This is a genomic window from Streptomyces sp. NPDC018000, assembly GCF_044328025.1.
Taxonomy (GTDB): Bacteria; Actinomycetota; Actinomycetes; order Streptomycetales; family Streptomycetaceae; genus Streptomyces.
Genome location: NZ_JBIRGM010000007.1, coordinates 44,053 through 62,722 on the forward strand (window position 1 = coordinate 44,053; position 18,670 = coordinate 62,722).

The window sequence follows — 18,670 nt, forward strand, 5'->3', positions numbered from 1 at the left end:
GTTCCCGGCCCCGCCATGCGGGCGGACGACGCTACTTTCGAAACGCGTCCTAGCAGCAAGCGCAGCCGGGTTTGCAGCCGCAGGCGTCAACCTCCGCGACGGCTGTGGGGCCGGCGGTGGGGATGGGGCCGCAGCAGGCGTCTCCGCGCCAGGCTTCGCGGCCTTCCTTGACGGCGACGGCGGCGATGACGAGGGCGGCGATCGGGTCGGCCCAGGACCAGCCGAAGAGGCTGTTGGCGAGGAGGCCGACCAGGAGGACGGCGGAGAGGTAGGTGCAGAGCAGAGTCTGCTTGGAGTCGGCGACGGCGGTCGCGGAGCCGAGTTCGCGTCCGGCCTTGCGCTGGGCGGCGGACAGGAACGGCATGATCGCCAGCGAGAGGGCGGCGAGGACGATGCCGGTGGTGGAGTGCTGGGCTTCACCGGTACCGGTCAGCGCCCGGACGGCATCGACAGTGACGTAGATGGCGAGAGCGAAGAACGAGACGGCGATGATCCGCAGGGTGCGCTTCTCGCGGGCTTCGCGGACGTGGTGGTCGGTCGCGGAGAACTGCCAGGCGACCGCGGCGGCGGAAGAGACCTCGATGACGGAGTCGAGGCCGAAGCCGATCAGCGCGGTGGAGGAGGCGAGGCTGCCGGCGGTGATGGCGACGACCGCCTCGATCACGTTGTAGGTGATCGTCGCGGCGACCAGCAGCCGGATTCGTTTCGTCAGCGCATCGCGGCGGGCCGGGGAGGGCCCGAGGGACATCGCGGCCATCAGCAGCAGCCCTTCGTCTCCGCGTCGATGCAGGTCCGGTCGGACGCGACGGCGACGACCGCTGTGCGGAGGTCGTCCAGCGCGTGACCGAGCCGGGGGTCGGCGAGCTCGTAACGGGTACGGCGGCCGTCCGGGACGGTGACCACGAGGCCGCAGTCACGCAGGCAGGCCAGGTGGTTCGACAGCCGTGTCCGCGAGACGCCGATCCTGTCGGCGAGGTCGGACGGATAGGCGGGGGCATCCCGCAGGGCCAGCAGCAGCTGGCAACGGATGGGGTCGGCGAGAGCACGGCCGAAGCGCGCAAGCACTTCGACTTCGGAAGCGACGGTCAGCATTCTTCGACAATACAGATAATCCTGAATTCAGCAAGCCATGAACTATCGGGCCTGGGTATCCGCATGAGACGGACCGGGTCTTCGACCTCCCTGGCTTTGTCGGAACACCCGGTCCTGGTGGCGTTCCCCCGTGCTGATGCCGCCCCGCATGGGTCTCAGGGGGCTGCCCCGAGCGTGAACCAGACCGCCTTCCGATTCGGAACGCCGCCGCCAAGGATGGTCGCACCCCACGCCAGGGCCAGCCGTTCCACGAGCAACAGCCCCTGCCCGCCGACCCGTTCTGGTTCGACGCGGAAGTCCGTCGGTTCCGGCAGCGCCCAGTGGGCGTCGTCCGTCACCGAGACCGTGACCCGAGTCCGCCGGACGACTGTCTCGACGCCGATCACTGGCGTACGCGTATGGCGGTGCGCGTTGGTGACCACTTCGGTGACGCACAGGCGTGCGTCGTCGACGAGATCGCGGTGACTGCTGAGGTTGAGCAGCGATGTGATGAAGTCCCGTGCGAGCTTCGCGGCGCATGCGGTGCTGGGCAGGGCGAGCCGGTAGGTCTCGTTGTCGAGTGGGCCCGGTGGCAGAGGAGTTGCGGTGGCGGTGCTCATGTCGTTCTCCCAACGCGGTGCGGTCTGAACGGGTGCGTCGCTCGTTGTCCGTGGCGATGGCCGTGAAGAAGGCGCGGCTCAACATGCCTCCACACAGCTGCACTTCGGATGTACCGGTGTGCGGCGCGGTGCTGTGGTCACGCTAGCTTGGATGTATCAACTGTTGTGAGGGATCTAATAACTAGTGCTGTAAGTGGACCCTTTTGAGGGATGTGGCCACACTGGGATTCGACAAGAGGAGAGCTTGATGCCACCGAGGAAGCCCCCTACCGCGCGGCAGCGTCGACTGGGTACGGAGCTGCGCAAGATGCGGGATCACGCCGGCCTGACACCGACCGAGGCAGCAGCTCTGTTGGGCACGGATCGCACCACCATCAGCAACACCGAATCGGGCCGGTTCGGGGTGAGTGGCGCCCGAGTGCGCGCCTGGGCCGACCACTACGCGTGTCACGACACGGCCTATGTCGACGCGCTGGCCGAAATGGCCGAGGAGCGGATAAGGGGTTGGTGGGAGGACTATCGGGGCGAACTTTCGGGGAGCGCACTCGATTTGGCGGAACTGGAGCATCACGCGGTCGGGTTCCGGTCGGTTCAGATCATGCATATGCCTGGTCTGCTTCAGACCGAGGACTACGTGCGTGCCCTTTACGCGGAAGCCATGCCCGCGCCGACCCCGGCGAGCCTGAGGCGCAGGCTCTCGCACCGACTGAGGCGTAGGGACATCCTCGACCGATCGAATCCGCCCATCTGTACGTTTCTGATCCATGAGGCGGCTCTGCGGATGTGCTACGGCGGGCGCAAGGTGGCAGCCGGGCAACTCGAACACCTCTTGAAGGAGTCGGAGCGTGACAATGTCACCGTGCGAGTGATCCCGTTCGCGGCGGGCGGCTTCCCGAACTCTGGCAGTTCAACCCACTATGTATACGGCCCGGTTCCGCAGCTCGACACCGTCCAGACGGACACCCCGATGGGTTCCACGTTGATCGATGCCGAGGCGTGGCTCCGGGTCTTTCGGGCGGTGCTCGACCGTACGGAAGGGCGCTCGCTCGACCCGCAGAGTTCGAGAGACTTCATCAGGGAAGTCGCAAAGCAAGTATGAAGGCGTGAAAACAATGGAAATTCAGTGGCGGAAGTCGTCCAAGTCGGCGGATGCGGACGGCAACAACTGCCTGGAAATCGCCGAGTACGGAGGGGAGATCCTCATGCGTGAAAGCGACAACCCGGACGTGGTCATCCGTACGACCCGGGCCAAGCTGCGTGCCTTTCTCGGCGGTGCGAAGGGAGGGGAGTTCGACGATCTGGCCTGATCTCTAGCTCTCTCGCTCCGGGCGGTTCCCATCGGCGCAGGTGGGGCCGCTCGTTGCGTGTCGGCACGGGCTTGAATCGGTCACGGCGTAGCACTCGCAAGATATCTGCGCATCACTCTTTAGATATACAACGCTTGATGCGGGCTCGCTCAACGGGCTAGCTTGCCGTCTGTCGTCCACCGGCCACGCCTCGGGCGAGGCCCGTTCCGGCGGCATAACTCCTCGACGTACTGCGCCCGTTGAGGAGCCCGCAAGGGCTGCTCCTTGCCCGCGCTCGTCACGCCGGTGACGGGCAAGGGGCTGCCGCAACACCGCACTTGCCCATCGGGGCCGCTGGATCGAGTGGACCGTACGTCCGCGTCCCGCGTGCGGGGCTTTTTCCGGACCAAGGACTGTGGTGGTGCGGCCTGCGCCGTAGGTTGGCTCAGTGACGATTACTGCATCGCAAGAGGCTTTTCTGCGGGCGTTCCACGCTGAGCACCCGGCGGTGACCGCAGAAACGTTAGGCCGCGGCCGCGCTTCAGACGGCCGGTCCAGCTATGAACTCTTGTGCGATCGGGTGGCTGGGTGCAGGCGCGTACTGGACCTCGGCTGCGGTGATGGCCTACTGCTTGAGCTTCTGGCCCAAGGGGACAGAAGGGAGCTCGCGGGGCTGGATCTGTCTCCGCAATCTCTGGCGCTGGCACGACGCCGAGCGGCGCTCTCCGGGGCCAGGCTGGAAGAGGGACGAGCTCAGGCGCTCCCTTTCGCCACCGACAGCTTCGACGCCTGCGTTTCCCACATGGCGCTGATGTTGATGGGCGAGATCGAGCAAGTCGTGGCAGAGGTCGCCCGAGTCCTTTCTCCGGGAGGGGTTTTGGCGTGCGTATTGGGAGGCGGGGCCTTTGGCGGCGAGGCATATGACCGGTTTCTCGGGCTGTTGCGGGAGACGATTGAGGAGGTGTCCGTGTCGCAGCGCATCCCGGCGTTGGGCGACAGAAGGACACGCAGTCGCGAGGGGCTCGATGAAGTTCTCGTCCCAGCAGGCTTCGCTGCGGTGGACTGGGAGACTGTTCCTATCGATCTGAGCGGTCCGGTGGAACAGGTATGGGCGGCTGTCTCCGGACTCTATGATCTCGGTCCGCTCGATGGGGCGGCTGTGGGGCGTCTGCGTGACGCCTTCTTTGCTGAGGTGCGCGATATGACGACGTCAGAGGGGACCATCCCCTGCGCTTTCAAGGTCCACATCGCAACAGCACGACTGCGTTAGCTCCTCGCCGGATGGCTTTTGAGCACGCGGGGCAGGCGGACGCGGAGGGTGCTCGACTCCGGCCTCGTGGCTGCGTTCGCGAAGTGCTCGGACAAGGATTTCAGTCAGGCCGACGGCCCGGCGACGACGACCGCAACAGCGGTTCGCCCTGTTCCAACTCTGACGTGCGCCCGTCATAATCCGAGGGCCGTTCCCCCACCGCAGACGGAGGCCCCCGCATGAGCAGCCCGTACGCCGGTTCGCGTCGCACCTTCCTCGCAGGCGCACTCGCCGCAACCGCCACCGTCCTCCTGGGCGCGGGCTCCGCCGAGGCCGGGACCCGGCAGGCACTCACTACTCAGGACTGGTTGGGTGCCCTCTCCGACGCCACCGCCCTGCAACGTCTTACGATCCCCGGTTCGCACGACTCCGGAGCCCGGTACGGCGGGCCCTGGGCGGAGTGTCAGAACACCACGATCGCAGAGCAGTTGGTCGGCGGGATCCGTTTCCTCGACGTGCGGTGCCGGGTCACCGGTGGCTCCTTCGCCATCCACCACGGGGCCTCGTACCAGAACATGATGTTCGGCGATGTCCTCGGTGCCTGCTGGGACTTCCTGGCCGCACACCCCACCGAGACCGTGCTGATGCGGGTGAAGCAGGAGTACTCGGAGGAGAGCGACGCGACCTTTCGGGCCGTCTTCGACGACTACCTCGATGTACGGGGCTGGCGCCCGCTGTTCCGCATCGACCCGGCGCTTCCGTCACTGGGCCAGGCCCGTGGCAAGGTCGTACTGCTCGCGGACAACGGTGGACTGCCCGGCGTACGCTACGCCGACCCCGCGCTCTTCGACATCCAGGACGACTACATGGCGGAGCCGTTCGCCAAGTACCCCAAGATCGAAGCCCAGTTCCGCAAGGCCGCCCAGCAACCCGGCAAGCTGTACATGAACTACGTCAGCACGGCCGCCCTGATGCCGCCGCGCTGGAACGCGGACCGGCTCAACCCGCAGGTCCACTCGTTCCTCGACGGCTCCGAGGCGGCCGGATGGACCGGCCTCGGCATCGTCCCGCTGGACTTCCCCGCCACCCGGTCCGGCCTTGTGGAGTCACTGATCCGGCACAACCCGGGGCTCTGAGGAGCCGGAGCGATGTTCTGCCCGGCCGTCGAGGCCGGGGCCTGGACGGCCGTGGAGTCGTCGGAGACCGGGTCGGTTCCGTGGGCGACCGAGCGGTCGCCGAAATGCCTCATGCGCCCCTTCGGGTTGAGGGGGCCAGGGGGCGTGCCGGGGGCGGCGCGAGGTTGATCAGCGAGGCCGTCTTCCGGGAGCCGTCGGTGGCTTCCGCCTGTGCCTGGAGAAGCTGGGCCTTGTTGATGTCGCCGTCGATGGACTCCAGCTTGGCGAACGTACCGGGCGCGTACGTCACCGACATTGTCGGCGGTGTCCGGGCGCCAAGGACTGAATGGCTCAGCGCTCTGGGAGGCACCCAAACCGCGCCGCGTTCGATGTTCACGAGAAGTGACGGCACCCGATCCCAGGCACCCGGCGACCTACTGGAGGTTCCAGCGGTGCGGGTGTTCGGGATCGGCGGGGCAGGCGAAGACGTTGAGCTCACCGTCGCGTCCCACACGGATCTTGGTAGGTGTGGCGAACGGGTGTGGGCGAAGATCCCGGTCTTCGAGCGGTTTCCAGCTGCCACTGCCGCCATCCCACTCGGAGCTGTCGATGGTCAGCAAGAGTCTCATCGGGGTCGCGCAGGTCAGGCAGTCCATCGGGTACGGGTCAGTTGCGTGCCAGGACGCCAATCCGCCGACGCGCCAGCCGGGTGGGATGGACAGGTCGTACTGGTAGCCGACCGGCTCGGCCCTGTCTTCCTCATCGGACTGGTTGGCTTCTTCCCCCAGAACCTCCTCCCAGGCGTCAATCCGGGCGCGCAGCTCTTCGGGGAGGAGACCGGCGAAGGGGTAGGTGACCACCTGCTCCGGGTGCACGACGCAGGGCTCGGGCACGTACCCGTCGTAGCCGGCGACCTGCGGCTGCGGCGGCGAGGCGAGCACCTCGCCGACCTCCGCGGACCTGCGCCAGCGCAGGTGCAGCAGCAGGTCGTACCGTTCTGCTCCATGCGCGTCGAAGGGGCAGCAGAACACCTGGAGCAGGTCGCAGTCGTCCGGTCCGACTGGCAGGTCAGGAATGTCTCGCCGGTACAACTGCGCAAGGCCGATCAGCGGCAGCGGGTCAGTCTCGGAGGCTTCCGCGATCCGATGCGGGCGGCGCAGCTCATTCACGAGCTGCCGTTCCTCGTCCGTGAGCCCCGTGAACGGATCGCGGGACCAAGCGGAGGCCAGGACTTCGCGCTCCCGGCGAATGTCCGCAGGGCGCCGTCCGTGCCCGCGGCCGTGGTCCTCTGTGCACACCGGCCACGGCTCGTCCGCCGGCCACAGCATCGGCCCGCCCACCGAACTCGCCGCCACGTTGGGGCTGCCCGGCCGCGGATGGAGCCGGGTCGTCGTGCCCCGGTACGCGACCAGTTCCGGGAAGAGCACCTCGACATTGAGCGGGCGCGGCGGCGTGTTCCTCGTCATGGAGGCGACCTTAGACACGCGACAGACGCGGTGAACGAGCACTCCTCGCCGCCTACCACAGCAGCCCGGAGGCTTACTACGAACAGGTCCGGGACACAGTCCGTTCAGCACCAGCGCTGTCCAAACCCGTGAACATTTCGGCCAGGCTGCAGACGCCAGCCGCCTCCCAAACTGACCTTCTTCTCGCGGACAGAGCCAGCCTGAAGCTACATCCGTGACGTCTGCGCCGCCTCCCGGGTGCCGACCTCCGCTTGCGTTTCTTTCGAATTCTGTGATGCTTGAGTCATCCCAGAAGGAGACAGAGCTATGCACAGCACCGTCGAAGATCGAACCCTCCTGCCCGAGCACCGTGCGGAGATCGCCGAGCTGCGCGCATTTCTCGACAAAGCTCCGCAGGCCGATGAACCAGCACTGCTGCGCGGACCCGACGGGAGCGCCCATTCCCTGCCGCCTGAGGTCTACGAAGCCCTCATGGTGGTCGTCCGCGCCTTGTCGGAGGGCAAGGCGGTCACTGTTGCCCCGGTGAACACCACCCTGACCACGCAAGAGGCGGCGGACCTGCTCGGAGTCAGCAGACCGACCTTTGTGAAGATCCTGGACGAGGGAGGGCTACCCTTCTCCCGCCCGGGGCGGCATCGCAGGGTGCTGCTGGCGGACGTGCTCGCCTACAAGGAGAAGCGCCGTACGCAACGTCGCAGAGGGCTGGACGAACTGGTCGAGCTGACCGAGGACGCCGGCTTCTACGACGCCTGAGGTCCCATGACACCGAGCGAACTGGAGTGATGTGCAGCGCGTGGTTCTGGATACGTGTGTCCTCTTCCCGAACTACCTGAGGGACACTTTGCTCCGGCTGGCCGAAGCGGAGTTCTACGAGCCGCTCTGGTCGGCCGACATTCTGGAGGAGCTGCGGCGCAATCTGGCCGAGAAGGTGGCTCCCGTGATGGCCAAGAAGGTCGTCGAGACCATGGGGCGCGCCTTCCCGTACAGCGCGGTGACGGGATACGCGGGGCTCATCCCCGTGATGACGAACGATACGAAGGACCGCCATGTGCTGGCGGCGGCGGTCTGCGGGCAGGCGCACGCCGTGGTCACGCTCAACACGAAGGACTTCCCGCCCTCGGCGGCGGATCCGTACGAGGTCGAGGTCCTTCACCCGGACGACTTCCTGCTCGACATGCTCGACCTCGCTCCCGTCGACATGACGACCGTTCTGCGTGACCAGGTGGTCGGTTACCGGCGGGATCCGCGCGACCTGCACGGACTGCTGGACCGGCTCGCGGTCGGCGGGGCGCCGCAGTTCGCCGCCGAGTTCCGTCGGCGGCTCTGAGCCGCGGGGTTCCGGAGCCCTGGGGCTGCCAGGGCTCCGGAACGGCGCCCGGGCTCCGCGGGCCCGGGCGCCGTTCGGTTTCGTGCGGGTGTACTGATCCCGCCCTGCTCACAGCCCCGGCGGCGGCTGCGGGGCCCCCGGGAGCCGGACCGATGCCACCGTGCCGTCGCCCTTCTCCGCCGGGCGCAGGTCGACCGCGCCGCCGGACTGCTGGACCGTGCGGGCGACGATCGACAGGCCGAGGCCCGAGCCGGGGAGCTGGCGGGCGGACGGGGAGCGCCAGAAGCGTTCGAAGACATGGGGGAGTTCCTCGGCGGGGATGCCGGGGCCGTGGTCCCGTACCGTCAGTTCTCCGTTCCGCAGCGCGACCTCGATGGCGCCGCGCGGCGGGCTGAACTTGACCGCGTTGTCCAGGACGTTGACCACCGCCCGCTCCAGCGCGGCCGGCTCGCCCCGTACGTACCAGGGGGTCAGGTCCGCCCTGATCGTCAGTTCGGGGCCACGCAGCCGGGCGCGTTCCAGGGCTGTGCTCGCGATGTCGTGCAGGCCCACGACCTGGAGCGGGCCGGGGTTCGCGGCGTCGGGGCGGGCCAGTTCCTGGAGATCGCCGATGAGCGAGGCCAGCTCGGTCATCTGTGCCTTGACCGACTTCATCAGCGCCTTGCGGTCGTCCGGCGGGATGGCACGGCCGGTGTCGTCGCTGCGGGCGAGGAGTTCGATGTTGGTGCGCAGGGACGTCAACGGCGTCCGCAGCTCGTGGCCGGCGTCCGCGATGAGCTGGGCCTGGCGGTCGCGGGAGCTGGCGAGGGACGCGGTCATCGAGTTGAAGGAGCTGGACAGCCGGGCGATCTCGTCCTCGCCCTCGACCGGGATGCGGACGGTGAGGTCCTCGGTGCGGGCGACGTGCTCGACCGCCTCGGTGAGTTCGTCGACGGGGCGCAGTCCGGTGCGGGCGACCCAGAGACCGGCGGCGCCCGCACCGATGACGCCGATGCCGGAGACGACCAGGAGCACCCAGGCGAGGGTGGAGAGCGGCTCGTTGATCTCGCTCATCGGACGGGCGATGGAGACGGCGATGCTGCCCGTCGTCCCACCGGGAGCGGGGCTGATCTGCCACACGGCGTAGGTGTGGACGCGCATCCGCGTCCCGTTCTCGTTCCTCGCCGAGTGCAGGGCGTCGTGCTGTGTTCCCTCGGCCACCGCGATGTCCGCGGGGCTCACCTTGAGCGCCGCTTTCTTGGGGGCGATGCACACCGTGCCCTGGGAGTCGATGAGCTGAACGGTGTATCCGGTGAACGACTGCGGCGGCAGCGGGGAGGTGCCCTGGCAGTAGTTGTACAGGTCGCTCAGGTACCGTGCGTCGACCTTGGAACTGCGCAGCGACGCGTCCATCTGCTGCTCCAGCTGTGCCCGCGTCACGAACCAGCAGGACGCCGCGACCGCTGCCACCGCGACCGCGACCGCCGTCGCCACCAGCAGCGCGAGCCGGGAGCGCAGCGGCAGGGCGCGGAGCCGGCGCAGGGCCCCGGTCATCCGTCACCGCCGCCCGAGCGGAGCGCGTAACCGACCCCACGCACCGTGTGCACGAGCCGAGGTTCGCCGCCTGCCTCCGTCTTGCGGCGCAGGTACATCACGTACACGTCCAGGGAGTTGGAGCTCGGTTCGAAGTCGAAGCCCCACACCGCCTTGAGGATCTGTTCGCGGGTCAGTACCTGCCGCGGGTGCGCCAGGAACATTTCCAGCAGGGTGAATTCGGTACGGGTCAGCTCGACCCGGCGCGTGCCCCGGGTGACCTCGCGGGTGGCCAGGTTCATCCGCAGATCGGCGAAGGACAGCACATTGTTGTCGGGGATGTCGCCTGCCGCGGTCGCATACGAGCTGCGGCGGAGCAGGGCCCGGATGCGGGCGAAGAGCTCGTCCAGCTCGAACGGCTTGACCAGGTAGTCGTCGGCGCCCGCGTCGAGACCGGTGACACGGTCGCCGACGGTGTCGCGGGCGGTGAGCATCAGGATGGGTGTGGTGGTGCCTGTGGAGCGGAGCCGGCGGGCCGCCGTCAGTCCGTCCATCCGCGGCATCTGGATGTCGAGGACGATGAGGTCGGGGGCGTACGAATCGGCCCTGGCGAGGGCGTCGAGACCGTCGACGGCGACCTCGGTGCTGTACCCCTCGAACGCGAGACTGCGCTGCAGGGCCTCACGCACGGCGGGCTCGTCGTCGACGATCAGGATGCGCTGCGGATCGTCTTCGGCGGGGCTCATCGCTCGTTGTCCTCTTCTCGTTCCGGGCTGCCGGGGCGGGCCGCGGATGGGCCTGCCGTGTTATCAGCCTCGCACGGCCGCGGCACGTCGTCGCGCGGCCCGGCGCTTACGGCCCGCTGCGGCACGGACCTCCGGGGCGCGGCGCTTCCGGGTGGTCCCGTGCGTGGCCAGTTCCGTTACGAGGGCGAGGGGCAGGGCCAGGTCGGCCGGGCCGGTGGGGGTGTGGGCGGGGTGGTGGTGCATGGCTGTCTCCTCAGGGGGTGTTGCCGGCCCGCAGGGTGTCGAGGTCGGCCTTGACTGTGTTCACCGGGATGGCGAAGCCGAGGCCGACGCTGCCCGCGCCGGCACTGCCGGATCGGCTGGACGAACTCGGCGTGTACATCGCGGAGTTGATGCCGATGACCTCGCCGTCCATGTTGATGAGCGCGCCGCCGGAGTTACCGGGGTTGAGCGAGGCGTCGGTCTGGATGGCCTTGTACGTGGTGGTGGAGTTACCGGTGTCGCCGTTGAACTGCTGACCGCCGAACTCGAACGGCCACTGCTCGACGCCCCGTCCGCCAAGCCCGCTGCCGTTCTCCTTGGCGACCGTGACATCGCGGTCGAGGGCGGAGACGATGCCGCTGGTGACGGTGCCGGTGAGGCCCTCCGGCGAGCCGATCGCGACGACCTGCTCGCCGACCTGGACCTTCGAGGAGTCGCCCAGCGTGGCCGTCTTCAGCCCGCGCGCATCCTGGAGCTTGATGAGCGCGAGGTCCTTGTCGGGGTCGGTGCCGACGACCCGCGCGTCGTACGTCTTGCCCGTGCTGAGCGTCACCTTGATCGACGAGGCGCCGGAGATGACGTGGTTGTTGGTGACGACCTCGCCGTCGGACGTGATGACCACGCCGGAGCCGGTGGACTCGCCCGCGTTCGAGACCGCGTTGACCTCGACGATCGTCGGCGAGACGGCCTGGGCGACACCGGCGACGGAGCCCTTGCTGCTCTCCGAGACGGTGGTGCCGGGGATGATGCCCGCGCCGTTCGCATTGCTGGCGAGCCGGTTGATGACGGTGGCGGTGCCGCCGCCGACGGCCCCTGCCGCGATTGCCACGGCCACCAGGAGGGCTACCGGCCGCCGGGCCCGGCGGCCGGTAGCGGCCGCCTCGGGTGCGGGCTGCGGGAGGTCGGAGCCGTAGCTGCCGTCCCCACCGCCGTTCCCGTCGGCGCCGCCCCAGCCGGGCCACGCGGTGGCCTTGGGGCCCGTCGCGTCCGGCTGCGCGGGCTGATGGGGCGGCGGCGGGTAGGACGCGTCACCGTTGCCGTACGAGGGGTACATCGGGTACTCGCCGCTCGGGCGCTGGCTCTCTGTCATGTCCAAAAGCCTGTTCGGCGAAGATGAGAGAAACCTGAGCATGCGCTGAGAAGCCCGGCAGAACCTCGTATGTCCGATATAAGGGAGTGCGGGGGTGCGGCATAGGACGGCATGGGGTACGGCATAAGGGAGTGCGCGGGTACGGCTGCAAGGGAGTGCGAGGGTGCGGCCCGACAGGCCCTATCGAGCCCGGGACCCCGACAGGGCCTATCGAGCCCTGGACGTGGGCTCCCCGCAGCCGCAGGACCGCCGTACCACCAGCGCCGACGGGAACTGCTTCAGCCGCTCCCGCCGCGATCCCGACACCCGCAACGAGTCGTCGAGCACCAGGTCCACGGCCGCCCGTGCCATCGCCGGGCGGTCCGAGAAGACCGTCGTCAGCGGCGGATCGGTCAGACCGGCTTCCTTCACGTCGTCGAAGCCCGCCACCGCGAGATCTCCGGGCACATCGATCCGCAGCTCGCGCGCGGCCCGCAGCACACCGATGGCCTGGTCGTCGGTCGAGCAGAAGATCGCCGGAGGTCTGTCCGGTCCCGCGAGCAGCTTCAGCGCCACCTGATAGGCGTCGTAGCGGTTGTACGGGGCCTGGAAGAGCCGGCCCTCCGTCGAGCGCCCCGACTCGTGCATCGCACGGCGCCAGCCCTCGACGTGGTCGGCGACCGGGTCACCGACCACCGGGGTCGACTCCACGCCGCCGACGCACGCCACGTACTCGTTGCCGTGCTCCAGCAGGTGCCGGGTGGCCAGCTGGGCGCCGCCGATGTCGTCCGTGACGACCGCGACGTCGTCGATCGCCTCGGGCCGCTCGTGCAGCAGCACGACCCGCGCGTCCCATGCCTCGATCTCGGCCGCCGCGCGCTCGCTGGGGCCCTGGCTGACCAGGATCAGCCCGGAGACCCGCATGCCCAGGAAAGCCCGCAGATAGTGGACCTCGCGCTCGTCCCGGTAGTCGGAGTTGCCGACGAGCACCATTTTTCCGCGCTCGGCGGCAGCCTGTTCGACCGCGTGCGCCATCTCCGCGAAGAACGGCTGCCGGGCGTCCGGCACGATCATCCCTATGAGGTCGGTCCGCCGCGAGGCCATTGCCTGGGCAACCCGGTCCGGCCGGTAGCCCAGCTCCTTGATCGCGGCGAGTACCCGCTCGCGCGTGGCCGGGGCGACCGGCCTGGGTCCGTTGTTGATGACATAGCTGACGACCGCGGTCGACGTACCCGCCAGTCTCGCCACATCGTCCCGCGTCACCTTGGCCACGCGCGGCAGTCTACGCGGATGGACCAGGCGGGTGACAGGTCACCCGCTACCGGTGGGCAGGCCGGACCGGGGCTTCGTCGGCGGCCTCGGCCACCGTCGGCTGCTCCGGACGGGGTGCGGGTTCGGTGGCCGTCTCCGCCGCGGGCTGCGCCTTGGTCTTCTCGGTGGCTCGCTCCGCCTTCTCCGATGCGACGAAGCGGTAGCCGACGTTGCGGACCGTGCCGATCAGCGACTCGTGCTCGGGGCCGAGCTTGGCGCGCAGCCGCCGTACATGGACGTCGACCGTCCGCGTACCGCCGAAGTAGTCGTAGCCCCAGACCTCCTGGAGAAGCTGGGCGCGGGTGAAGACCCGGCCCGGGTGCTGCGCCAGATATTTGAGCAGTTCGAACTCCTTGAAGGTCAGGTCCAGGACCCGGCCCTTCAGCTTCGCGCTGTACGTCGCCTCGTCCACCGACAGATCGCCGCTGCGGATCTCCATCGGGGAGTCGCCGGAGCCGATCTGCTGCCGGCCGGCGGCCAGCCGCAGCCGGGCCTCGACCTCGGCCGGTCCTGCCGTGTCCAGCAGCACGTCGTCGATGCCCCAGTCGGCGGTGACGGCCGCGAGACCGCCCTCCGTCACGACGAGGATCAGCGGACAGCCCGGTCCGGTGGACCGCAGCAGCTGGCACAGCGACCGCGCCTGCGGCAGATCGCGACGGCCGTCGATCAGGATGATGTCGGCACCGGGGGTGTCGACGAGAGCGGGGCCTTCGGCCGGCGCCACCCGTACGCTGTGCAGCAGGAGACCGAGGGCCGGAAGGACCTCCGCCGACGGTTGGAGGGCATTGGTCAGGAGCAGCAGTGAACTCATCGCCGCCCACCTGCCCGGGTCGTCGGTCGCTGATGGTGCACGGTTCGCTCGCCCATTACGTCGGTCCTCCTCGTTCCCTGCGAGAGGGGCACTCCCGGGCTCGGGCCCGGGGGAGTATGCGGCACTTCTTCGTATGTTTCGCGCTGGCTTTCACACTGCTTGCCGTACGACTGCCGTCATACGGGTTTTTCGGGTGCGTCCCGCGCCCTGGGGCCGCTGAGCTTGTGGAAACGTCCTTGTAACAAACGCTTGGAAAGCACAAAAGGACCCGGGGGCTGCTTTGCCCGGATCCTCTTCCCAGCAGAATAGCCCACATGAGTTCAGTGTCCGAGGGACGATTTCGGAGTTTCCTTTGTTCCTTTGATCACGCCGGGTCCCCTGCGCACCACGTCGCGGACCGATGACGGGGTGCGTATCTAGGTCTAGGCGGTGTACGAGCCGTGCACGGCAGGTGCGTGGTGATTCATGATGTACAGCTGAGGAGAGACGAACGGAGCACCGCCATGCCTGCGGGAACGATCCGCTACTGGGCCGCCGCCAAGGCTGCCGCCGGGACCGCGGAGGAGCCGTACACAGCCGCGACCCTTGCCGAGGCGCTCGACGCGGTGTGTGAGCGGCACCCCGGTGAGCTCGGCCGAGTGCTGCGAAGGTGCTCGTTCCTCATCGACGGTGCACCCGTGGGGACCCGCAGTCATGAGACCGTACGCCTTGCCGAGGGCGGCACGGTCGAGGTGCTCCCGCCGTTCGCAGGAGGGTGAACCGCAGAACATGAGCAGTAACCATCAGCAGCATCCGTACGGACAGGACCCGGGCTACGGGTACGGGCCGGGGTACGACCCGCAGAACGGCCAGGAGCCGCGGCCCGCGCAGCCTTACGGACAGCAGCAGCCCTCGCAGCCCTACGGGGACCAGGCGTACGGCGGGCAGCCCTACGGCGGGCAGTCGTACGCAGACGGCGCGCAGTCGTACGGAGATCAGTCGTACGCGGACCGGTCCTACGGTCAGCAGTCGCACGGGGGCGAGGCCTACGGCGCGCAGTCGTACGGTCAGCAGGCCCAGTACGGAGCCCAGTACCAGGGACACGGCCCGTACGACCCGAACCAGGCACCTCAGGCGAATCCCGGGCCCGTGTGGCCGACCGGGCACACGCAGGAGCCCGCCGCGTACGACCCGCAGGATCCCGGTGTCACGCAGACCTGGGAGGGCCAGACCTGGGACACCCAGTACCAGCCGACCATCCAGCCCGCCCAGCCCGCCCAGCCCGCGCATCCCATCCAGCCCGCGCATCCTGCCCAGCCCGCGCATCCTGCCCAGCCCGCGCAGCAGCCCGTTCAGGCCGCCGCCGGGACCGGTTGTCCGCCGCCTCATCCGCAGCCGCAGGGCGCCTCCGGCTCCTACCCGCTGCCTCCCGAGGTCCCGGTCGCGCCCGTCGCCGCCGAGCCGGCCCGGGCGGCCGCACCGGCCGACGCGGCCCCGGTCGCCGCTCCGTCCGCGCTTGACGCCGCCGGATACGGCGCGCCCACCACTCTGGGCAACACCCGGATCACCAACGCCCAGCGCGCCCGCGCCGAGGGCCGCTCGCCGATCATCGCGCCGGGGATGCAGCCCGCAGGGATCACCGCGGGACTCGGGCTGCTGCTCGCCCTCGGCGCCGCGATCGGGCCGTACGCCTTGGTCGTACCCTTGGTGCTGCTCCAGGCAGTGACCGCGGCCGGCTGGTTCCGGCTCAACGGCATGTGGCCGGCCCGCCAGGGCATCGCGCTCGCGTTCGCCGGGGGCTTGGTCGCCGACATCGCACTGCTCGCCGCGGGCCGCGAGAACGGAGCGGCCGCCATCCTCGGCACCCTCGGCATCTGGGTGCTGCTCACCGTGGTCCTCCAGTTGCGCAGCCGCGCGAGCGCCGACGAGCGAATGCAAGGCCTGATGGCCACCGTCGCGTCGGCCGCCCTCGCCGTCCTGGCCGCCGGACATCTCGCGGCCGTCCCGGACGCGGTGACGGTGGGCGGGGTGGCCGTCGCGGTCGCCGTCCTCGTCCGCGCGCTGCCGCTGCCCGGACCCGCGTCGGTCGCGGCGACGCTGCTCGCCGCCGCGGGCGCCGGTGCGGTGGCCGGGGCGCTCACGGACCTCGGCACAAAGGGTGCGCTGTTCGGCCTCGCTGTGGGCGGTTGCGCACTGATCGGGCTGCGGGTGGCGAGCTACGACTACCCGTCACGGTTCGTCCACATGACAGCCGGTGTGGCGCTGCCGCTCACTGCCGCGGCCCCCGCCGTCTATCTGATCGGCCGCGCGATCTCATAGCGTGGACCGGTATCGCGCCCCCGGGAACCGAAGGGGGGTGCCCGCTCGTCGATCACCTCGGGCGCGCTGTGTATCCAACGGTGGACGCATGGGCGCAAGGGGTCCGGCCGGATACAGGGTGGGGAGAAGAGCGGGCATGCGTGCGTTGCGAATACTGCTGGTCATAGGGGTGGTTCTGGGCGGGATCTTCGCCGCTGTCGACCGGGTGGCGGTGCGCTTCGCCGAGTCCGAGGTCGAGGGGCGGGTCCAGGGCACCGGCGCCACGACCGGCTCGACGGACGTCTCCATCAAGGGATTTCCGTTCCTGACGCAGATCGTCGGCGGGCAGCTCGACGAGGTCGACGTCAAGAGCACCGGCATCGAGACCGGCACAGGCGGCCACAGGATCCGGATCAGCCGGATGAACGCGGCGCTGCACGAGGTGAAGTTCACCGACGGCTACTCCAGCGCCACCGCAGCCCGGGCCACCGGCACCGCCGTCATCTCGTACGGGGACCTGACCAAGGCCGCCGGCGACGGCGTCGTCGTCGAGTACGGCGGCAACGACAAGGTGAAGGTGACCGGCACGGTCGACGTCCTCGGCCGCCCGCTCTCACAGAGTGTGCTCTCCACCGTCACCCTGGCCGACGGGCACACGGTCAAGGTGCACGCGGACAAGGTGCCCGGCAAGGGCATCCCCGGGGTGGAGGATCTGGTGCGTAAGAAGACCGATTTCGAGCGGGAGGTCGGCGGCCTGCCCAGCGGTCTGCGGCTGCAGAAGATCCAGCCGACCGCCGACGGCCTGGAGATCTCGGTGGGGGGCACGGACGTACGGGTCGCCGGATGAGGCCGGCCGGAAAATAGGGACAGCCCTTAGGGCCGGGCAGAGGCTTCAACGAGCCTTCGTGCCACATATTGAGACGGTCGTGTCCGATCTTCAGATGGCCGGCGGGTGCCGACGGCGAGGGAACGCCGCGCGAGGCACCGTAGCGCTGCTTACGTCTCACATCACGGATGATCGTGTCTCGCGATACGAAACGGCGGTGACATGTCCGCCCGCGCCTCCCTACGATCGGTCCATGCAGTGCTCTATTGGCGGTCTCCCGCAGCGGGGACGGGCGGATCTCACGAAGCGGCGGGCAGTGGACCTGTGCCGCGTCGCCGCCATGCTCTGTCGCACTGTCTGAGCGGGAGCCTTCGGCACCCCGCATTCCCCCGGCCCTCCGACGATGTCAGGGCCCGTCCCTCATGGCCTGTGCACGTGCGCCGCACCCTGCGCGGCCGTACATCCGCATTACGCACCGTCTCGCACCATCTCGCCGCAAACTGCCCCGGAGGAGAACAGAATGAGCCGCAGTGACGTCCTGGTGGACGCCGACTGGGTCGAGGCCCACATCGACGACCCGAAGATCGCTCTCGTCGAGGTCGACGAGGACACCTCCGCGTACGAGAAGAACCACATCAAGAACGCGATCCGGATCGACTGGACCAAGGACCTCCAGGACCCGGTCCGCCGTGACTTCATCGACCAGGCGGGCTTCGAGAAGCTGCTGTCCGGGAAGGGCATCGGCAACGACACCACTGTCGTTCTGTACGGCGGCAACAACAACTGGTTCGCGTCCTACGCGTTCTGGTACTTCAAGCTCTACGGTCACCAGGATGTCCGCCTGCTCGACGGCGGCCGCAAGAAGTGGGAGCTCGACTCCCGCGATCTGGTCGACGGCGACCAGATCCCGTCCCGCCCGGCCACCGAGTACAGGGCCCAGCCGCAGGACAAGTCGATCCGCGCCTACCGCGACGACGTCGTGAAGGCGATCGGCGTCCAGAACCTGGTCGACGTGCGTTCGCCCGACGAGTTCAGCGGCAAGCTGCTCGCCCCGGCGCACCTTCCGCAGGAGCAGTCCCAGCGCCCCGGCCACGTGCCGACCGCCCGCAACATCCCGTGGTCGAAGAACGCCAACGACGACGGCACCTTCAAGTCGGACGACGAGCTCAAGGCCCTCTACGAGGACGAGCAGGTCGACCTGTCGAAGGACACCATCGCGTACTGCCGTATCGGCGAGCGCTCCGCACTCACCTGGTTCGTGCTGCATGAGCTGCTCGGCCAGAAGAACGTCAGGAACTACGACGGTTCGTGGACCGAGTACGGCTCCCTCGTGGGTGTGCCGATCGAGCTCGGCGCCAACAAGTAACTCCGCACGACCCGGATCAGCACGACCCCCGACCCAGAAGGACAGAACACCATGTGTGGAGCAAAGGCCGGCGGCCCCGACGCTTCGACCATCAAGCCCGGTGAGACCACCATCCAGGGCAGCGTGACCCGCGACGGCGAGCCCGTCACCGGTTACGTGCGCCTGCTGGACTCGACCGGCGAGTTCACCGCGGAGGTCCCGACCTCGGCGACGGGACAGTTCCGCTTCTACGCGGCCGAGGGCACGTGGACGCTGCGCGCCCTCGTCCCGGGCGGCAGCGCCGACCGCACGGTCGTGGCGCAGACCGGTGGCCTCTTCGAGGTCGCGATCGCCGTTTAGTGCCGGTCGCGGCACTAT

The 18,670-nt window shown here is 68.9% G+C and carries 22 protein-coding genes; 11 read left to right on the forward strand and 11 right to left on the reverse strand.

Features of this window, described 5'->3' with window-relative positions; all coding sequences use genetic code 11:
- Nucleotides 1-49 precede the first annotated feature (49 nt).
- The 3 genes from ACH4EW_RS17865 to ACH4EW_RS17875 all read right to left on the reverse strand — a co-directional run bounded on the left by ACH4EW_RS17865 (nucleotide 50) and on the right by ACH4EW_RS17875 (nucleotide 1,691).
- Nucleotides 50-757: a cation transporter gene (locus ACH4EW_RS17865; RefSeq protein WP_398257800.1), complete on the reverse strand. Its 708-nt coding sequence runs from the start codon at nucleotides 755-757 to the stop codon at nucleotides 50-52.
- Nucleotides 757-1,092 (reverse strand): ArsR/SmtB family transcription factor, encoded by a 336-nt coding sequence (locus ACH4EW_RS17870; RefSeq protein ID WP_398257803.1) that lies wholly within the window; start codon nucleotides 1,090-1,092, stop codon nucleotides 757-759. The genes ACH4EW_RS17865 and ACH4EW_RS17870 overlap by 1 nt, the downstream gene beginning before the upstream one ends.
- A 155-nt stretch (nucleotides 1,093-1,247) precedes the next feature.
- Nucleotides 1,248-1,691, reverse strand: a complete 444-nt coding sequence (locus ACH4EW_RS17875) for an ATP-binding protein (protein WP_398257805.1) — start codon at nucleotides 1,689-1,691, stop codon at nucleotides 1,248-1,250.
- A 247-nt stretch (nucleotides 1,692-1,938) separates the two neighbouring features.
- Between ACH4EW_RS17875 and ACH4EW_RS17880 the strand changes: the two genes are divergently transcribed.
- The 4 genes from ACH4EW_RS17880 (at nucleotide 1,939) to ACH4EW_RS17895 (ending at nucleotide 5,362) form a co-directional block, all read left to right on the forward strand.
- Nucleotides 1,939-2,790 (forward strand): helix-turn-helix domain-containing protein, encoded by an 852-nt coding sequence (locus tag ACH4EW_RS17880; RefSeq protein WP_398257808.1) that lies wholly within the window; start codon nucleotides 1,939-1,941, stop codon nucleotides 2,788-2,790.
- A 13-nt stretch (nucleotides 2,791-2,803) separates the two neighbouring features.
- Nucleotides 2,804-2,998: a DUF397 domain-containing protein gene (locus tag ACH4EW_RS17885; protein WP_398257811.1), complete on the forward strand. Its 195-nt coding sequence runs from the start codon at nucleotides 2,804-2,806 to the stop codon at nucleotides 2,996-2,998.
- A gap of 427 nt (nucleotides 2,999-3,425) precedes the next feature.
- Nucleotides 3,426-4,247: a class I SAM-dependent methyltransferase gene (locus ACH4EW_RS17890; protein ID WP_398257814.1), complete on the forward strand. Its 822-nt coding sequence runs from the start codon at nucleotides 3,426-3,428 to the stop codon at nucleotides 4,245-4,247.
- A 218-nt stretch (nucleotides 4,248-4,465) separates the two neighbouring features.
- Nucleotides 4,466-5,362 (forward strand): phosphatidylinositol-specific phospholipase C, encoded by an 897-nt coding sequence (locus tag ACH4EW_RS17895; protein ID WP_398257817.1) that lies wholly within the window; start codon nucleotides 4,466-4,468, stop codon nucleotides 5,360-5,362.
- A gap of 109 nt (nucleotides 5,363-5,471) precedes the next feature.
- Here the strand turns inward: ACH4EW_RS17895 and ACH4EW_RS17900 are convergent, their stop codons facing one another.
- Together ACH4EW_RS17900 and ACH4EW_RS17905 are read right to left on the reverse strand one after the other, a co-directional pair.
- Nucleotides 5,472-5,651, reverse strand: coding sequence for a hypothetical protein (locus tag ACH4EW_RS17900; RefSeq protein ID WP_398257820.1), 180 nt, complete (start codon nucleotides 5,649-5,651; stop codon nucleotides 5,472-5,474).
- Nucleotides 5,652-5,775: 124 nt separating this feature from the next.
- On the reverse strand, nucleotides 5,776-6,807 hold the full coding sequence (locus ACH4EW_RS17905) for a hypothetical protein (protein ID WP_398257824.1): 1,032 nt from the start codon (nucleotides 6,805-6,807) through the stop codon (nucleotides 5,776-5,778).
- Nucleotides 6,808-7,113: 306 nt separating this feature from the next.
- Between ACH4EW_RS17905 and ACH4EW_RS17910 the strand changes: the two genes are divergently transcribed.
- The gene (locus tag ACH4EW_RS17910; RefSeq protein ID WP_398257827.1) at nucleotides 7,114-7,560 is read left to right on the forward strand and encodes a helix-turn-helix domain-containing protein; all 447 of its coding nucleotides are present in this window, start codon (nucleotides 7,114-7,116) and stop codon (nucleotides 7,558-7,560) included.
- 40 nt (nucleotides 7,561-7,600) lie between these two features.
- Nucleotides 7,601-8,134, forward strand: a complete 534-nt coding sequence (locus ACH4EW_RS17915) for a putative toxin-antitoxin system toxin component, PIN family (RefSeq protein ID WP_398257830.1) — start codon at nucleotides 7,601-7,603, stop codon at nucleotides 8,132-8,134.
- Between the two features lie 108 nt (nucleotides 8,135-8,242).
- Here ACH4EW_RS17915 and ACH4EW_RS17920 read toward each other — a convergent pair whose 3' ends face one another.
- From ACH4EW_RS17920 to ACH4EW_RS17945, 6 genes are all read right to left on the reverse strand, one after another.
- The gene (locus ACH4EW_RS17920) at nucleotides 8,243-9,667 is read right to left on the reverse strand and encodes a sensor histidine kinase (protein WP_398257833.1); all 1,425 of its coding nucleotides are present in this window, start codon (nucleotides 9,665-9,667) and stop codon (nucleotides 8,243-8,245) included.
- Nucleotides 9,664-10,392, reverse strand: coding sequence for a response regulator transcription factor (locus ACH4EW_RS17925; RefSeq protein WP_398257835.1), 729 nt, complete (start codon nucleotides 10,390-10,392; stop codon nucleotides 9,664-9,666). Before ACH4EW_RS17925 ends, ACH4EW_RS17920 begins: the two co-directional genes overlap by 4 nt.
- Nucleotides 10,393-10,455: 63 nt before the next feature.
- On the reverse strand, nucleotides 10,456-10,635 hold the full coding sequence (locus ACH4EW_RS17930) for a hypothetical protein (RefSeq protein ID WP_398257838.1): 180 nt from the start codon (nucleotides 10,633-10,635) through the stop codon (nucleotides 10,456-10,458).
- Nucleotides 10,636-10,645: 10 nt separating this feature from the next.
- On the reverse strand, nucleotides 10,646-11,743 hold the full coding sequence (locus ACH4EW_RS17935; protein WP_398257841.1) for a S1C family serine protease: 1,098 nt from the start codon (nucleotides 11,741-11,743) through the stop codon (nucleotides 10,646-10,648).
- A 207-nt stretch (nucleotides 11,744-11,950) separates the two neighbouring features.
- The gene (locus ACH4EW_RS17940) at nucleotides 11,951-12,994 is read right to left on the reverse strand and encodes a LacI family DNA-binding transcriptional regulator (protein ID WP_398257844.1); all 1,044 of its coding nucleotides are present in this window, start codon (nucleotides 12,992-12,994) and stop codon (nucleotides 11,951-11,953) included.
- Between the two features lie 46 nt (nucleotides 12,995-13,040).
- Nucleotides 13,041-13,844 (reverse strand): winged-helix domain-containing protein, encoded by an 804-nt coding sequence (locus ACH4EW_RS17945; protein WP_398257847.1) that lies wholly within the window; start codon nucleotides 13,842-13,844, stop codon nucleotides 13,041-13,043.
- A gap of 503 nt (nucleotides 13,845-14,347) precedes the next feature.
- Here ACH4EW_RS17945 and ACH4EW_RS17950 point away from each other — a divergent pair.
- The 5 genes from ACH4EW_RS17950 to ACH4EW_RS17970 all read left to right on the forward strand — a co-directional run bounded on the left by ACH4EW_RS17950 (nucleotide 14,348) and on the right by ACH4EW_RS17970 (nucleotide 18,652).
- Nucleotides 14,348-14,602 carry a MoaD/ThiS family protein gene (locus ACH4EW_RS17950; protein ID WP_398257850.1) on the forward strand — a complete coding sequence of 85 codons (255 nt, stop codon included), beginning with the start codon at nucleotides 14,348-14,350 and terminating at the stop codon, nucleotides 14,600-14,602.
- 10 nt (nucleotides 14,603-14,612) lie between these two features.
- Nucleotides 14,613-16,142: a hypothetical protein gene (locus ACH4EW_RS17955; protein WP_398257853.1), complete on the forward strand. Its 1,530-nt coding sequence runs from the start codon at nucleotides 14,613-14,615 to the stop codon at nucleotides 16,140-16,142.
- A gap of 136 nt (nucleotides 16,143-16,278) precedes the next feature.
- Entirely contained in the window at nucleotides 16,279-16,968 is a 690-nt protein-coding gene (locus ACH4EW_RS17960; RefSeq protein ID WP_398257856.1) for a DUF2993 domain-containing protein, read from the forward strand.
- Nucleotides 16,969-17,467: 499 nt separating this feature from the next.
- On the forward strand, nucleotides 17,468-18,313 hold the full coding sequence (locus ACH4EW_RS17965; RefSeq protein ID WP_398257859.1) for a sulfurtransferase: 846 nt from the start codon (nucleotides 17,468-17,470) through the stop codon (nucleotides 18,311-18,313).
- A 51-nt stretch (nucleotides 18,314-18,364) separates the two neighbouring features.
- Nucleotides 18,365-18,652 carry a DUF1416 domain-containing protein gene (locus ACH4EW_RS17970; RefSeq protein WP_351200601.1) on the forward strand — a complete coding sequence of 96 codons (288 nt, stop codon included), beginning with the start codon at nucleotides 18,365-18,367 and terminating at the stop codon, nucleotides 18,650-18,652.
- The last annotated feature ends 18 nt before the right edge of the window (nucleotides 18,653-18,670 follow it).

What these genes read in the sequence shown, in the direction of transcription:
- ACH4EW_RS17865 (WP_398257800.1), bottom strand. Translation starts at nt 757, where the DNA reads ATGGCCGCGATGTCCCTCGGGCCCTCCCCGGCCCGCCGCGATGCGCTG.
- ACH4EW_RS17870 (WP_398257803.1), bottom strand. Translation starts at nt 1,092, where the DNA reads ATGCTGACCGTCGCTTCCGAAGTCGAAGTGCTTGCGCGCTTCGGCCGT.
- ACH4EW_RS17875 (WP_398257805.1), bottom strand. Translation starts at nt 1,691, where the DNA reads ATGAGCACCGCCACCGCAACTCCTCTGCCACCGGGCCCACTCGACAAC.
- ACH4EW_RS17880 (WP_398257808.1), top strand. Translation starts at nt 1,939, where the DNA reads ATGCCACCGAGGAAGCCCCCTACCGCGCGGCAGCGTCGACTGGGTACG.
- ACH4EW_RS17885 (WP_398257811.1), top strand. Translation starts at nt 2,804, where the DNA reads ATGGAAATTCAGTGGCGGAAGTCGTCCAAGTCGGCGGATGCGGACGGC.
- ACH4EW_RS17895 (WP_398257817.1), top strand. Translation starts at nt 4,466, where the DNA reads ATGAGCAGCCCGTACGCCGGTTCGCGTCGCACCTTCCTCGCAGGCGCA.
- ACH4EW_RS17905 (WP_398257824.1), bottom strand. Translation starts at nt 6,807, where the DNA reads ATGACGAGGAACACGCCGCCGCGCCCGCTCAATGTCGAGGTGCTCTTC.
- ACH4EW_RS17910 (WP_398257827.1), top strand. Translation starts at nt 7,114, where the DNA reads ATGCACAGCACCGTCGAAGATCGAACCCTCCTGCCCGAGCACCGTGCG.
- ACH4EW_RS17920 (WP_398257833.1), bottom strand. Translation starts at nt 9,667, where the DNA reads ATGACCGGGGCCCTGCGCCGGCTCCGCGCCCTGCCGCTGCGCTCCCGG.
- ACH4EW_RS17925 (WP_398257835.1), bottom strand. Translation starts at nt 10,392, where the DNA reads ATGAGCCCCGCCGAAGACGATCCGCAGCGCATCCTGATCGTCGACGAC.
- ACH4EW_RS17930 (WP_398257838.1), bottom strand. Translation starts at nt 10,635, where the DNA reads ATGCACCACCACCCCGCCCACACCCCCACCGGCCCGGCCGACCTGGCC.
- ACH4EW_RS17935 (WP_398257841.1), bottom strand. Translation starts at nt 11,743, where the DNA reads ATGACAGAGAGCCAGCGCCCGAGCGGCGAGTACCCGATGTACCCCTCG.
- ACH4EW_RS17945 (WP_398257847.1), bottom strand. Translation starts at nt 13,844, where the DNA reads ATGAGTTCACTGCTGCTCCTGACCAATGCCCTCCAACCGTCGGCGGAG.
- ACH4EW_RS17950 (WP_398257850.1), top strand. Translation starts at nt 14,348, where the DNA reads ATGCCTGCGGGAACGATCCGCTACTGGGCCGCCGCCAAGGCTGCCGCC.
- ACH4EW_RS17955 (WP_398257853.1), top strand. Translation starts at nt 14,613, where the DNA reads ATGAGCAGTAACCATCAGCAGCATCCGTACGGACAGGACCCGGGCTAC.
- ACH4EW_RS17960 (WP_398257856.1), top strand. Translation starts at nt 16,279, where the DNA reads ATGCGTGCGTTGCGAATACTGCTGGTCATAGGGGTGGTTCTGGGCGGG.
- ACH4EW_RS17965 (WP_398257859.1), top strand. Translation starts at nt 17,468, where the DNA reads ATGAGCCGCAGTGACGTCCTGGTGGACGCCGACTGGGTCGAGGCCCAC.
- ACH4EW_RS17970 (WP_351200601.1), top strand. Translation starts at nt 18,365, where the DNA reads ATGTGTGGAGCAAAGGCCGGCGGCCCCGACGCTTCGACCATCAAGCCC.